The organism is Paenibacillus sepulcri (assembly GCF_042647105.1).
GTDB lineage: Bacteria > Bacillota > Bacilli > Paenibacillales > Paenibacillaceae > Paenibacillus_Z > Paenibacillus_Z sepulcri.
In genome coordinates, this window is the sequence record NZ_JBHRUP010000001.1 from 5,490,691 (window position 1) to 5,504,855 (window position 14,165).

General features: G+C 47.4%; 11 protein-coding genes. 7 read left to right on the forward strand and 4 right to left on the reverse strand.

The features are described 5' to 3' along the window. Positions 1-63: 63 nt before the first annotated feature. Positions 64-1,647 (reverse strand): response regulator transcription factor, encoded by a 1,584-nt coding sequence (locus ACFOLF_RS24135; RefSeq protein WP_379114303.1) that lies wholly within the window; start codon positions 1,645-1,647, stop codon positions 64-66. A gap of 37 nt (positions 1,648-1,684) precedes the next feature. After that, positions 1,685-3,445 (reverse strand): sensor histidine kinase, encoded by a 1,761-nt coding sequence (locus tag ACFOLF_RS24140; protein WP_379114301.1) that lies wholly within the window; start codon positions 3,443-3,445, stop codon positions 1,685-1,687. Between the two features lie 171 nt (positions 3,446-3,616). Here ACFOLF_RS24140 and ACFOLF_RS24145 point away from each other — a divergent pair, with 171 nt between their 5' ends. Both ACFOLF_RS24145 and ACFOLF_RS24150 read left to right on the forward strand, forming a co-directional pair. Next, positions 3,617-3,928: a DUF1806 family protein gene (locus ACFOLF_RS24145; protein WP_210044941.1), complete on the forward strand. Its 312-nt coding sequence runs from the start codon at positions 3,617-3,619 to the stop codon at positions 3,926-3,928. After that, a complete protein-coding gene (locus ACFOLF_RS24150; protein WP_210044817.1) occupies positions 3,925-4,641 on the forward strand; it encodes a PIG-L family deacetylase in 717 nt (238 codons plus the stop codon). Before ACFOLF_RS24145 ends, ACFOLF_RS24150 begins: the two co-directional genes overlap by 4 nt. Positions 4,642-4,729: 88 nt before the next feature. On the opposite strand, the gene ACFOLF_RS24155 is transcribed toward ACFOLF_RS24150, so the two are convergent. Continuing rightward, positions 4,730-5,890 (reverse strand): acyl-CoA dehydrogenase family protein, encoded by a 1,161-nt coding sequence (locus tag ACFOLF_RS24155; protein ID WP_210044818.1) that lies wholly within the window; start codon positions 5,888-5,890, stop codon positions 4,730-4,732. A gap of 317 nt (positions 5,891-6,207) precedes the next feature. On the opposite strand from ACFOLF_RS24155, the gene ACFOLF_RS24160 reads away from it, so the two are divergent. The 3 genes from ACFOLF_RS24160 (at position 6,208) to ACFOLF_RS24170 (ending at position 11,740) form a co-directional block, all read left to right on the forward strand. Further along, positions 6,208-7,215, forward strand: a complete 1,008-nt coding sequence (locus tag ACFOLF_RS24160; RefSeq protein WP_210044819.1) for a zinc-dependent alcohol dehydrogenase — start codon at positions 6,208-6,210, stop codon at positions 7,213-7,215. 126 nt (positions 7,216-7,341) lie between these two features. Beyond that, the gene (locus tag ACFOLF_RS24165) at positions 7,342-8,220 is read left to right on the forward strand and encodes an AraC family transcriptional regulator (protein ID WP_210044820.1); all 879 of its coding nucleotides are present in this window, start codon (positions 7,342-7,344) and stop codon (positions 8,218-8,220) included. A 292-nt stretch (positions 8,221-8,512) separates the two neighbouring features. Further along, on the forward strand, positions 8,513-11,740 hold the full coding sequence (locus ACFOLF_RS24170; RefSeq protein WP_210044821.1) for a CheR family methyltransferase: 3,228 nt from the start codon (positions 8,513-8,515) through the stop codon (positions 11,738-11,740). 135 nt (positions 11,741-11,875) lie between these two features. On the opposite strand, the gene ACFOLF_RS24175 is transcribed toward ACFOLF_RS24170, so the two are convergent. Next, the gene (locus ACFOLF_RS24175; protein WP_210044822.1) at positions 11,876-12,763 is read right to left on the reverse strand and encodes a hypothetical protein; all 888 of its coding nucleotides are present in this window, start codon (positions 12,761-12,763) and stop codon (positions 11,876-11,878) included. A gap of 471 nt (positions 12,764-13,234) precedes the next feature. Between ACFOLF_RS24175 and ACFOLF_RS24180 the strand changes: the two genes are divergently transcribed. Both ACFOLF_RS24180 and ACFOLF_RS24185 read left to right on the forward strand, forming a co-directional pair. Beyond that, entirely contained in the window at positions 13,235-13,549 is a 315-nt protein-coding gene (locus tag ACFOLF_RS24180; protein WP_379114299.1) for an antibiotic biosynthesis monooxygenase family protein, read from the forward strand. Between the two features lie 135 nt (positions 13,550-13,684). Further along, complete coding sequence (locus tag ACFOLF_RS24185) at positions 13,685-14,134, forward strand: hypothetical protein (protein ID WP_210044824.1); 450 nt, start codon at positions 13,685-13,687, stop codon at positions 14,132-14,134. Positions 14,135-14,165: the final 31 nt, after the last annotated feature.

The window sequence follows — 14,165 nt, forward strand, 5'->3', positions numbered from 1 at the left end:
AGCTGCCCGCCTAAACCGCAATACAAAAAATCTGCCGAATTTGACTTCGGCAGATTTTTTTTGTTATTCCCGCCCATCCATGAACTGCTTCGGGCTTTTTCCCGTAATTTTTTTGAAGGTTCTGCTGAAATGCTCTGGTGAAGTATAGCCTACTTTTTCACAGATTTCATATATCTTCAGATTCGATGTTTTGATGAATTCGATCGCTTTGGTAATTCGGATATGCGCTAAATAATCGATGAAATTGGTATTCTCTGTTTCCGAGAAAAGGCGGCTGAGATAACTGCTGTTGATATTAAACTTAAGGGCGACGGACTGCAGGCTGATATCGCAGGTATAATTCTCTTCGACAAAGTGCTTTACCTGGTTGATGACCGAATTCTCGCCCTTGCGGGCCTGAACCCGCGACATGACGGAAGCAAGCCACTTGTTCAACGAGTTCAGGTCGCCGTAAAATTTCAAATGCTTTTCATACTCATGGCTTAAAGCGCGAATTTCGCCATGCAGTCCATTTTGCAGCGCAAAGTCGATCAGGATAAAATGATATTTCATATAAAGGTCCATAATGGCATGAATATGGCTGGCGTTCACAGATCCGGGAACGACCATAATTTTGCTTATATCCGCTTTGCCGTTATCAAAAAGGATGGAATTGAGCAGCTTCTTCAGCATGGAAATTTGCTTCATAACATCGATTTCCAAAGGAGGCGTTTCGTCCAATTGTGCCGTATACCGGATGATCGACCCGTTGCCTGCAACAAAACAGTAATCGGTGGAAATCCGCGCCTCATGAATGAGCTCGGGAAGCCGGGCGAAATCAGAAGCGATACGGCTCAAGCCCAGATTAATATTGAAGCCTGGGGGACGAAAGCTGTCATATACATGTTTTAAATGTTTCATGATCGAAGAGTCTGATTCCTTTCTGGAATAGAGCAGAAGGATTAAATACTCATAGGGTGAAGTCTGAACAATTTCATAACGCACTTCACTCCCGGGGGCCAGCAGCTCTTCGGTATGGGATAGATATTCTGAAATTTCATGCTTGAAGGATGCTTCGGGAAGGGCGGCATGAATATCCATTTTATTCAGTTTCAATATCGTCAGCGCTAGTCGTTTCGGTTCATTTTTGCATAGTAATTCCTGGAGAGTACCGATATCGCTAGCCTTTATATTTCCCGCAGCCAGCCGGCTGAGCAGGTTTTCCTTCATCAGTTCTCCGCTGGAATAGGGCTCCGCTTCCCGGCTGGAAGTGTCCGGCTTGAATTCAAGTCCGGCTGCAGAGGTTTTGCTGTCGTGCAATCGCAGATTGGACAAGGTATTATAAATATGATCCTCAGTCATCTCGGACTTCAATAAATAATCTTTGGCGCCAAGCATGAACGCTTCCTTGACTAAATGAAAATCGTCATAGGCGCTGATGACCATAAAGTTTAATTCGCTCCGGATGGCTAAAGCTTCTTTGATCAGAACCAGTCCATCCATGACCGGCATCCTCAAATCAGTAATAACCAGCTCTATGCTGCCGTCCTCAATGATCCGCTTATAGGCGTCCTCGCCATTGAAGAACTCGCCCACCAGCTCCAGCGATAACTCCTTCCAATTAATCATGCTTTTGATCATCTGTCTGACATAGGGCTCATCATCCACAATAATAACGTTAACCGTAATCCTTCACCCGTTTCTATTAGGAATAGTTTTCGATGTGTTCAAACGAAATGGGAAGCTCATCCTCGATATTCTTTAGTACAGGCAAAATGATTTTCACGTTGGAATATTCGCCTGCTGCGCTTTCCAGCTCGATTCCATAGGGCTCTCCGTATTGGAGTCTGATTCGTTTATGAATATTGACTAAACCGATCTGCAGGGAATCCGAAACAATCGTTGAATTATGCTCCAATATATTCTCCATGATAGAGTCCGCAATACCGACCCCGTTATCGTAAACAGAAATGATATGGATATGATTATCTTTTAAATAGGAAGAGATGATGACGCTTGCAAAATCCCCCGAGTTTAATTTCTGATTTAAACCATGCATGATGGAATTCTCGACGATAGGCTGCAAAATCATATGGGGCACAAACAAATATTGTGTGTTTTCCCCTATATTATACGCTACATTTAATTGGTTATCATACCGAAGCTGCTGCAAAATAATATAGTCCTTGATGTTTTGGATTTCTTCCCCCCATTGAATAACATGGCTTGTATGGCTCAGGGTATTCCGAAGCAGACGGCTCAAGGTTACCAGCATCGTGGCCGTTATTTCATCCTTGTGATTCATGGCAGAGAAGCGGATGGAATTGATGGTGTTATATAAGAAATGAGGATTGATCTGATATTTGAGCATGTCAATCTCGGACTTTCGCTTCTTGCCTTCGATTTCAATCGTAAGTGTAAACAGATTGTCTATTCTTTTTACCATCTGATTAAATCCGCTGATGATTTCTCCGATTTCATTTTTTGAATGCTGTACGATTTCAATTTTAATATTCTTCTCGCCAACCTTTTTCATGGCATGGGCCAGACGCTTGATGGGAAGTATTATCTCTTTGGAAATAAAGAAAGAAAACAGGAACATGATGATCAGCAGGCCCGCTATCAGAAAAATGGTAAAGAAAATAATGGATGAGGATGCTTTTGTTACATGCTTGGCTGGAGACAGCTGAACGATATGCCAATTGGAAGTGGCTGAAAAGCTCTGTAAAACGAGATAGTTATCGATATATTTCGTATGAGTTGAATTTTGATCGGAAGGCATCTGTTGGATAATTTTATTAAAATGCTCTTCGCTTGTTTGGGGAACACTGTCATTGCCGGCAATCATGTTACCGTTTTCATCTATAACTCGAATGATGCTGTCCGCAAATCGAAGATGATCGTTTAATAGATCGGTAATCTTTTGCTGATTAATCAGGATGACAAATTGACAGATGCTCTCCGTCGGGTTGTTTCCAATGATGTCATAGATGTTTTTAGTAATGATCGTATAATTCCCGTCGAACAAACCGAATGGGCTGGACTGATTGCTGAACCAGTGCATGTTGGGCGTATTTTTTGTATTTACAATAATTGGGTTATCTTTGAAATTATTCATAATGGATACAAAATCCTTATAGCTGTATACAACCCGCCCGTCAATAACGACCATTGCGGCAGAGATCACATCGTCCGTTGCAAACAAGCTTTTGATTTGCGGATCAAGATTAATCGCACCGCTGTATTTGGCCTGCTGGATCTTCCCATTCTTCATATCATTGGATGTGGAGATCACCGCATTGTAAAACGTGGTGGAGTTGGACAGGATATCGGTATATTTTTGGAACCTTGTATACAAATTATCGAGGGAAGACTGGCTTTGCCGCATATCAAATGAAATCGTATTGACCAAATCCTGCTGCGTGTTTGTCTTGATATTATAGTAGGAATAATAGGAAAGCGCCAAAAGCGGTATTACGGAAAGAAAAAGATAATATAAAAAAAATTGGGTTTGAATTTTGGTTTTGATCGCAATCAGCTCCATCCTTTGTATGAATATGAAACAGATTTCATATGAATATTGTGATATTATTATGTTGCAATCAAAAATTCTTTTAAGAAAAGAGAACCAAACGTGATGATCAAAATAATCAAGCCTCAGGTGGAGGCCGAGCTTCGAACCTTCGTCGGGGCTGACGCCTATATTCACAGCGAGGCGACTTCATTTGTTTTCGTCCGCAATTTCAAGGTCAAGGTTACCCATGCCTATGTGGCTGGGGATGGTCCATTTCGCGCCGCTCTTCGCTTCGACGGGCATGGATGGCTGCGTATGGAAGCCCTCACCCATTATGAGGTAGACGGGAATGGCCGTCTTCTGCTTGCCGGCTATGACGACAGAGGGCGGATGAATGTCGCCCTGCACCTGGGAAAGGAGCCATTTCCGGAATGAACAGCATCGAAAAAGCACCATTGCGCAAGCTCCTCGCGGTTTTTGCGCATCCTGACGACGAGTCGTTTATTTGCGGCGGCACCTTAGCGAAATATGCCGGCGAAGGAGTCGACATTACGCTGGTGAGCGCCACCCGTGGCGAAATGGGGCGCCGAATGGGCAATCCGCCGTATCTCAACCGGGAAACCATGGCAGCTGCCCGCGAAATCGAGCTGCAGCAAGCATGCGCAAGCCTGGGCATCGGGCGTCTCATCTTCTTCGATATCCGCGACAAGACGGTTGAGTTTGCCGATGAGGCCGAGCTGACAGCGCGAATTGCCGGCTTGATCCAAGAAGTCGATCCGGACGTCGTTCTTACTTTTCATGAAAAGCTGGGCGGACACCCGGATCATTGCGCGATCGGAAAAGCGACGACAGCCGCTTTTCAACAAACCGGGCATAGGGGAAATCTGTACTTCATTACGTTTGGCGATGCGATGGAGCGTCCGGAGCGGTACGGTTATACCCGCAAAGACGTCGTCAAAATCGACGTGCATGCCCATCTGGAGGCGAAGCTTGCGGCATTCCGCGCCCACCGCTGCCAGACCGAAATCGACGAATGGGTATGGCAGCCGGATCAAGAGGCGCTTGCCAGATTCGGCGCACATGAATATTTTCTCAAGGGAAACACTGGGGAACGGGCGCAAGCTCTCCATGATTTGTTCAACGCATAGCACTTGAATTTCTATAAGCTCAGAGAGAAGAAACTTGCATCGTCCAAAGGATGAAGCAAGTTTCTTTTTGCAGCGTTTATCCCCGGTATCACAGGGGCTTCTCCCCTAAAGCGGCAGCGGCCAAGCTGTTAAGGACCATATTATCCATCGGCGGATTATGCAGGCCTGCGCGAACGTCCCGGTAGTACCGTTCCAGGGGCTGCTTGCGGGACAAGCTTGAAGCACCGACAATCCGCATCGCGAGGTCTACGACTTTGATGGCGTTATTGGTGACTGCATACTTGGCCAAGCCGAGCTCCGGTTTCAGGGAGGGCCGATTCTCCTTCTCCCGGTCCCAGCGGTCCGCCGCTGCATACAGGAGCGAACGGGCGGTTCGCAGTTCGACTTCCATCTCCCCGATCAAGTGCTGGACCGAGGGGATAGAGGCGATTGGTTCAGCCAGACTATTGGGACGGTAGGAGCGGGCAAATTCAAGGGCGTAATCCCGTGCAGCCAGGGCAATGCCCATATAGCATGCCGGAATATGCAGCAGCCAGCCGCCCCCGTCGTCCATGCCTTTTCCGGAAAGCCGCATATCCGTGCCTGCAAAAACCTCGTCCAACACCACATCATGGCTCCCGGTTGCGCGCATCCCGAGCGTGTCCCAGGTTTCCACAACGGTCACCCGGTCTGTCCGATGAACAAGAAAGTCGCCCGTACAATCTTCATCCGGGATATAAGCCGATACGACAAAACGGTCGAGAATCGGCGAAAGCGTGCTGAACGTTTTGCGCCCCGTAATCCGCCATCCACCCTCTATGGCGACTGCCGTTGTCTCGGGCCGTCCTCCCCGGCTGGGACTGCCGGTTGCCGCTTCACTGGCAAAGGTATTGATCATGGTCCCATCCTTCACGATAGAGCGGCACAAATCGGCAAAAATGTTCTGCGGCCATTTTCGGGTTGTCCGGAGATGAAGAACCTGCCCGATATGCCATCCGACGGCCAATGCGGTCGAACCATCCCCATACGCGAGCCGTTCCTGCAGCATCACGAGGTCGTACAGCGAGAGCCCGTCCCCGCCGAATTCCTGAGGGACTGTCAGCTTTAAATATCCGGCCTCCCGCAGGTCGGCAAAATTCTCAAACGGGAAAGATCCTTCATGGTCATGCCGCGCGGCCCTTTCCGCGAAACGGGCAGCCAGCTCCTCTACTTTGCCGGCCCGCATCCGCTCTTCCTCACTGCGAATATATTGATCAATATATCGAATCATCCGTCACACGCTCCTTCCCTCTTATTATACCAATTGGCACAGGGTCATGTACAAATTGAAAGAGTGCTCCAAGCGCGGTTCAAAAGAAAAAGGCAGCATCCCGAGAAACGAAGCGGTGGTCGTTTTCAATAAACTGCTGGACCCCTGGACGGAGTAGAGCTCAAGTTTTAAAGGAATAGCCCAAGTCCGAATCCCCTGCTGAATCCCTTTTGCCGGATCAATCGGTTTTTTCGATAAAAAATCAGATTTCTCCTCAAAGACTTCCCTTCAAAAAACAATTATATTGTAAGGAGACCAAAAATAAGGGAGCGTTTACAATGGAGAATAAAAAAGTTGTTTTCGTCAAACCGTGGCAGGTTGAAGTGGTGGAGGAGGCATTTGATCCGCCTCCCATTCCGGCTGAAGAGGCAGTCGTGAGGAAGCTGTTTACGCTGATCAGTCCAGGAACGGAACTGGCCTGCTTGTCCGGGGACGAGAGCTGGTTTCAGATGCCGGGAACGCCGGGCTACGCCTCGGTCAGCGAAATTGTCGAGATGGGAGAAGGGGAGTCTGCCCTGCGGAAAGGGGACATCGTTTTTCATTACGGGGATCACTCGAAGTATCAGGCCGTTTCGACCCGCGGAACGTTCCTGAAGGTCCCGGAAAGTCTGGACTTGCGGTGGGTGCCTTTTACGCGTATGGCTACGGTGGCCGCTACCGCCGTTCGGGTGTCCAATATCGAGCTTGGCGATTATGTGAGTGTTACGGGGCTCGGACTGGTTGGAAATATGGCGGCCCAGCTGGCCGGACTGCAGGGGGCTAATGTAATTGGAATTGACCTGTCCCGCAAAAGGCTTGAAATTGCCGAACGCTGCGGATTATTCGATACGTACAACAGCGCCGAAGGGGGAGCCAAGCGGAGGGTGGAGGAAAGGACGGACGGAATCGGCGTCTCCACGCATATTGAAGCCACGGGCATTGCCCAGGTTGCCGCTCAGAGTCTGGACTGGATCGCCAGATTAGGAGAGATCGTGTTCCTGGGCAGCCCAAGGGGGGAATTTAACACCGATTTGACCGATGTGCTGAACTATTGCCATCTTTATAACCGTGGATGCATTACATTCAAAGGGGCTCACGAGTGGCGTTATCCCGTTGAGCCGAATGAATTTCTCAAGCATTCCCTGGTGCGCAACTCGCAAATTGTATTCGAGCTGATGAAACGCGGCAAGCTGCAGATTGAGCCGCTGATCAGCCATGTGCTGAAACCGGAGGAAGCGGCATCCGCATATGAAGGATTGCGGAATGACAAGGATCAGTACCACGGGGTTTTATTTGATTGGACCTGATTCCGCCGGCTTGGCAGAACAGGCTCCCTTTTCTTTTATAATCGTGATATGAGACAATCGATGGAGAAGTCTGCCGCGCGGGGGCGGATCAGTATCGCAGGTGAAGCGGGTTCGGAGGGATGAACGATGGAAGCATGGATGAATACGATTTCTCCCTTTGTGAGAAAGGTCAAAATTCTGAAATCCTCCTCCCTGTCGGGAGAATGGGTGGATTATGATCATGTGTTTACGTACATCGAGCAGGGCGAAGCGGATTTTATATTGAACGGGGTGAAGTATCTCGTCCAAGAGGGCGATGTTCTCCTGATGAGTCCATTCATGTCACATATCATCCGTACGACATCGGCTGCTCCTGTTATTCAATACATCTTTCATTTCGATCTCTACTATGACGGCGAGCGAAGCGCCTGGACGGAAACCGGAATCACGATGGACAAGCAGAGACAAATCCCGGAACGTGAGATGCGGCTGGCTAGCCTTCTGCCCATCTCCCACCTGCGTCCGGCAGACCGTATAGAACTGAAAAGAAGCTTCCTCATGATGCACAAAGCATCCCTTGATGAGCGCGGGAATAACGCGCTGCTCATGAAGGCGGTTTGCATCGAGCTGCTGTTCCTGTTCTTAAAAGGCCAGATTAACAGCGGCTCTCATGAGGGCAAGATGACCAAAGGCTGGGTATTCATTGAGAGAACCATCAGCTTCATTAACGGGCATTATTGGGATCCGCAGTTGGACAATGCCTCCATTAGCAAGCATGCCGGCATCTCGACCAATCATTTATCTTTTTTGTTTAAGGAGCAGCTGAATATTACGATTCACAAATATTTGATGCATGTCAGAATCGAACAGGCCAAGCAGCGAATTCTTGAGGGCGGGAAAACGCTGACCGTTATTGCCAGGGAAGTAGGATTCTCGGGCATTCACCTGTTCAGCCGCGCCTTCAAGGCAATGGTCGGTGTTACACCCAGTCATTTTCAAGCTTCGAACTCTAAATTATGGAAATGAATAAAGATTGACTGGCGGAGCAGGCGGAATATGCGCTGTTGTCTTCACGAATGGTGCATACAGTTCAGTACTTTATTTTCAGTTCCGGACTGTCAATTATCGACAAAAAACTATAGTCATGGTAAACTGATTAAGCGACAAGAAATTATGGTCAATCGGATCGTATTCTATTCAACTGCATACTATGATGTTCCTGAAATAAAGTACTGCTGCTTTATTTCTTTTTTTATTTTGAGAGTGATGATAATCAAGCGTAAGGAAGTGTCAACGGAAAGGAAAATGATCATGCCTAATGGAAACAACCGTAAACCATGAGAGTGACTCTGCAAATGATCGGATAAAAGAATTTAGCGTAGTCGGCATCGCCGCTTCACCGGGGAAGCTGGAGGGTTTGGTCCAATTTTTGCAGCATGTGGATCTCATCCGCGGTCTTTCCTATATTATTGCGCATCACGATGGGGCACAATCGAAAGACTTTCCGCTGGCACAGCTCTCCAAGCATACAAAGAAGCAAATTTTTTATGCGGAAGACAATATGGAAATCCGGCCGGATTGTATTTATTTACTGCCCCCTCAGCAGGATTTCAAATTCCGCTCATGGAAAATATTCCTAAACACCTATCCTTCCGTTGAAGCTGAAAATCAGCTCTTGCCTGCCGACCGCTTTATGCTGTCGCTTGCCGAAAGCTTTGGAAGCAATACGATCTGTATCCTCTTGTCCCGGGAAGGTGTCGACGGAGCAGTGGGAATTGATGCGATCACAAGAGCCAACGGGCTGGTGATGGTGGAGGAAAAAAACACAGTCAGCTCCATCCGTTCCGCGGGTAAAGAGCTGGAAGTCTGGAATGATTATTTTCTCGCTCCCGGGGATATGCCTCAGCACATTCTGGAGTATATCGGATTTTATACGAATCAGACCAAAGACTCCATTGCCGAAGAGCTCAGAACCTTGTTTGCGATTCTGAAGCAAGCTTCGGGCGTTGATTTCTCCATATACAAGCAGGCCAGCATCATGCGGCGTCTGCAGAGGCGGATGGGGATTCAGGAGCTCGATAATCTCAAGGCATACAACTATTTTTTATATCATCATTCGGATGAGGTCCTCGCGCTGCAAAAGGATTTATTGATTGGGGTGACGCAATTTTTTCGGGACCCGGGCGCCTATACGGCTCTATATGAAAAGGTGCTTCCTGCGATCTTCGAGCAGCAGGGGGTTGAGAAACAAATCCGGGTCTGGGTAGCGGGCTGCTCTACCGGTGAAGAGGTATATTCGCTCGCGATCCTCTTCTCCAAATATATGGAGGAAATTGAAGAAACCTTTGAAGTCAAAATATTCGCGACGGATGTGGATCAGGATTCCATCCGCTTCGCAGGCAAAGGCATTTACCCCGAATTCATCTCCAAAAATGTACCGCCGGAGTATTTGCAGGCTTATTTCACCAGCCAGGGAAATGAATATAAAATAAATAAAGAAATCCGGCAGATGGTGATTTTTGCCCAGCATAATTTACTTCATGATCCCCCTTTTACTCAGCTGGATTTGGTCTCTTGCCGCAATCTGTTAATTTATTTGCAGCCCGAAATCCAGCAAAAAGTGATAGCCCAGTTTAATTTTTCCTTGAAGCCGGAGGCCTACTTATTTCTGGGGCCTAGCGAGACATTGGGGAAATTAACGAAATTATTTAAATCCCTGGATAACAAATGGAATCTTTATCAACATAAATCTTCTATATCCACACCTGGCGAATACGGGCAGGAGAATACAGAGAATGGGAAGAGGCTTATTCACAAAAATAAAGTAATCTCCAGATTAAGGGAAAATGAACGAATTCATAAATTGGATACAATTTCTGCGAGGTTGATCGAAGAATATGTGGGCGCATGCATTATCATCGATCAGAACAACGACATTATCCATATCAACGGCAATGCCAATCAACTCCTTATCATCCCGAAGGGGAAGCCAACCCATAATCTATTGAAAATGGTGCCGGAATATTTGGCGGTGATCATTGAAACCGTACTGCATAAAGTAAGAAAAGAACTGAAGGAAGTCGTGTACCGGGATATTGCGATCAAAGACAGCTTCAAGGGGCACTCCATACATATAAGGGCGAAGTCGTTTGACGTCGATACGATCAACGATAAATTGATGATCCTTTTTTTCGAAGAAGCGGGAATGCAGCAGGAAGAAGCTCCTGTTCACGTCAAGATGGAGATTCAAGCTCCAATTAATCTTCAATCGGAAACGGAGATCGAGCAGTACATCCATGAATTGGACAAGGAACTGGTCAATGCCAAGCGATCTCTGCAGGCTGCCAACGCCAAATTACAAATTTCCAATGAAGAGCTGGAAACCTCCAATGAAGAGCTCGGTATGACAAACGAGGAATTGATCGTTTCCAACGAGGAATTGCAAAGCACCAATGAAGAGCTGCAATCGGGAAACGAAGAATTGCTGGCGGTGAATCACGAGTACCAATTCAAGATTCAGGAATTGACCGATTTGAACCTGGACATGTCCAACTTTTTCAACAGCACCAATGTAGCGACTGTTTTTGTGGATGCCAAATTGATTGTCCGCAAAATTACACCTGCCATGACCAAAGAGATTCATTTGGGAGAATTGGTTATAGGACAGTCCATCGCCGAGATCTCGCCGCATCTCAAATATGACCAATTGGTGGCAGATGCGAATAAAGTTCTTCTCGCGGGCGTGACGATAGAGAAAGAGATCCAGAGCAGCCTGGACGGCAAGTGGTTTCGTTTGAAAATACTGCCTTTTCTTACGTTTGATTCTGTCAATCAAGGAGTTGTTATCACATTTATTGACATTACGGAGCTCAAGAATGCGAGAATGCCCGATTTGCACACCTCTGAGGTGCTTACGACCGTGAGCCTTCTGGCAGCGAGAATTGCACAGGAGATACGCAATCCGTTAACGACGCTTAAGGGGTTTACGAAAATGCTTGTGCCGGGTTCAGCCAAAATACAGCATATAGAAATCATGTCCACCGAACTGGAACAAATTGAAGCGATTACCGATGAATTGCTCATTCTTGCCCGCCCTCAAAATCTGCATTTTGAGAAAACGGATCTCATTCTCATTTTACAGGATGTGATCCTACGCTATGAACTGGAGGCCGCTGCAAAAGGCGTGGACATCATTACGAAATTTGCGAATCAGATCCCCCTGGTCCGGTGTGTACCCAATCAAATCAAACTCGTGTTCAGCAATATTCTTAAGAACGGTATCGAAGCTATGACGGAAAGCGGAAATTTGTTCATCAAAGTGAAAGTCGATGCGAATGAATCGGTCATTGTCAGCTTCAGCGATACGGGCATCGGTATTCGCGAGGAGGAGATGGCCAAGCTAGGGGATATCTTCTACACGACGAAAGAAGAGGGCTTAGGGTTAGGCTTGTTGATATGTTATAAAATTGTTGAGAATCATCACGGCAGTATATCGATTAAAAGCACATCGAACAAAGGGACTCTTGTAGAGGTTAGTCTGCGCTAAATTTCTTCGAAAACACGACTGGCGGAAGGCGGAATTCGTGCTTCGCGACAAATGCATAGCGGGCAATTAAAGAGGGACGCCGGATTATTCGGCGTCCCTTTCTTTTCATGAGGCCAGTGGGGAAGAGCAAATTGTTTAGTAGCGGTCCAGAATCATTTGGGTTTTCAATTCATCGCCGGCCAGGAACCAGCCCTGCTGCGTCAGCTCGTTTTGGAGCTGCGTTTTCAGCGAAGCGGCATCCGTGCGGCTGTCGGTCTTGAAGGAAGCTTCGGCAATATAATCATAGCCGCTTCCGTCTGCTTGAAGGATTTCATACACTTCGATGTCGATGTCGTCACCGCTCCATGTGCCGGTCCAGCGTTTGCCGTCAACCGGCCCGTACAGATGGGCATCCTCGAGCAGATCAGTGCCCCAATTGCTCGAGCTCCAGTCTTCGAATTTGCCGGGAGCTTCATCAATCGCAATGTCGATCGCATCGTCCTTGGAGAGGTTGTCCATTCCATCATACCCGTCTTGATCGACCGACTTCTTGTTGCTGAAGCTAAGTGTCTGCTTTTGATAGCCCCAATCAACCTGTGCATCGTAGTCATCCTCGTCGGCATCGAAGCCGTCAAGTGCTGCGGCTGCCAGTGCGGCATCGATATTGCCATTCGTAATCGGATAGCGCTTCTTGTAGGTTAATTCGAATTCCTTGTCGTCGAAATCTTCCATTTTACGCACCCGGACGTTCCAGCCTTCAGCGTTCAGATCCTGATCGTCCGAATCCAGAAACTCCGTGCTCATCTTGGTCTTTGTACTCGGCATACCGAAATGGCTTCTCACACTGCTGCTCAGATCGTGGTTCGAGTCGAGCACAGCGCCTGGATTAAGCAGCAATTTGACTTCATAATCGGGAACGGCCGGTGAAGGAGCGGCTGACGCCTGATGGCTGTTGAAGGACAGAGTAAGCGTGCTGAGCAGAGCGGCAGCGAGGATTGCAGATTTGGCAGTTTTGAGCAGGCGGAATTGACCTTGTGCGAACATTATAAATGCCTCCTTGGATTGTGGGCGGGCTTCCCGTCCCATTATTGTTACTGCTGTAAGGCTTGGCCGGATCGGTCGGCAGGAATGCTTACTGTCCGGTCGGCTCTCCATGAATCAGGCGAAGACGTTGTTGACGCCGGTACCAATGCCGGATCGGCCGGTGCCATGCCATAAATTCAAGCGGTTTCATTCAAAAATGGACATCTGCCGGTTTGGCGGCGGGCATTCCCTCCTTCAGGACAGGCTGTAATCGGTACTGTCTTAGCATAAGGGAGCAGTGTTAGCCAAAGGTTAACGCTATGAGAAGGTTTTATTAAGTAAAATCTAACAATATATATATTAGTATAGATATTGTCTATATTAATTTCCTTTTAAATGGTAATCAATAGATATCTAAGGATCCCCGATCTGTTTCTTGTAGTATAATCTGACGTATACAACTGACATCTATAATAGAAGGAGATGATAGCAATGGTTCCAGAAACGAACGGATCGTATTATGCCGTCATATTCTCAAGTGAGCGTACAGAGGGGGATAACGGATACAGCATCATGGCTGATAAAATGGAGCAGATGGCTGGCTGGCAGCCTGGTTTCATCGGGGTGGAAAGTGTCCGGGATTCCTCGGGAGCCGGGATCACGATCTCCTATTGGGAGAGTCTGGAGGCGATAAGGAACTGGAAGCAAAATCCGGCTCATCTTGCCGCCCAGGAGAAGGGCAAGCAAGAATGGTATCAAAATTACAAGGTTAAGATTTGTAAAGTTGAAAGGGAGTATTCCTTTTAACGGGGCAGCAGTCCTGGAGGACTTGGATGAAAGGGCCTCGCGATTATTTCTGCATGAATAATAAGTTCTCTGACCATACTTGAAATTAATGAGACAGCCGCGTTAATGGAGATGAGGTGCAGAATTTTGCTGTTTATGACAATCGCAACAATCCTGGCCATTCTTGTTGTCTGGTTTATGCCCAAACGGCTGACCCGGCAAGAAATGTACTGCACATGGTTGTTCATGGTGGTTGCAACACGTACCGCTGACCAATTGCTGGACCTCTACTTCAAACTTTATAATCAGCTTGGCCCTGGCGTAGAATGGCAGGCCGTTGTGCTCCAGTCTATTTTTCCAGGGGCGGTAGGAATACTGATCCTGAATTTTATGCCAGAGAGCAGCCGGCATTTTTTCTACTATCTGATCGGATGGACGCTTCTATCCGTTGCGTTTGAATGGTTAACCTTGCGGGTCGGTTATTTGACCTATATCCACTGGCTGCTTTGGTATTCAGCCGGCGTGTATATTATCGGGATTATTCTGCTGCGGCTGCATCTTTCTTTTTTACGAAGAAACAGAAAAGCCGTCATTTATAATGATTGACTTCTGCGGGAAGAATCGCTGATGCTTGCCT

What these genes read in the sequence shown, in the direction of transcription:
- ACFOLF_RS24145 (WP_210044941.1), top strand. Translation starts at nt 3,617, where the DNA reads ATGATCAAAATAATCAAGCCTCAGGTGGAGGCCGAGCTTCGAACCTTC.
- ACFOLF_RS24150 (WP_210044817.1), top strand. Translation starts at nt 3,925, where the DNA reads ATGAACAGCATCGAAAAAGCACCATTGCGCAAGCTCCTCGCGGTTTTT.
- ACFOLF_RS24155 (WP_210044818.1), bottom strand. Translation starts at nt 5,890, where the DNA reads ATGATTCGATATATTGATCAATATATTCGCAGTGAGGAAGAGCGGATG.
- ACFOLF_RS24160 (WP_210044819.1), top strand. Translation starts at nt 6,208, where the DNA reads ATGGAGAATAAAAAAGTTGTTTTCGTCAAACCGTGGCAGGTTGAAGTG.
- ACFOLF_RS24165 (WP_210044820.1), top strand. Translation starts at nt 7,342, where the DNA reads ATGGAAGCATGGATGAATACGATTTCTCCCTTTGTGAGAAAGGTCAAA.
- ACFOLF_RS24170 (WP_210044821.1), top strand. Translation starts at nt 8,513, where the DNA reads ATGGAAACAACCGTAAACCATGAGAGTGACTCTGCAAATGATCGGATA.
- ACFOLF_RS24175 (WP_210044822.1), bottom strand. Translation starts at nt 12,763, where the DNA reads ATGTTCGCACAAGGTCAATTCCGCCTGCTCAAAACTGCCAAATCTGCA.
- ACFOLF_RS24180 (WP_379114299.1), top strand. Translation starts at nt 13,235, where the DNA reads ATGGTTCCAGAAACGAACGGATCGTATTATGCCGTCATATTCTCAAGT.
- ACFOLF_RS24185 (WP_210044824.1), top strand. Translation starts at nt 13,685, where the DNA reads ATGACAATCGCAACAATCCTGGCCATTCTTGTTGTCTGGTTTATGCCC.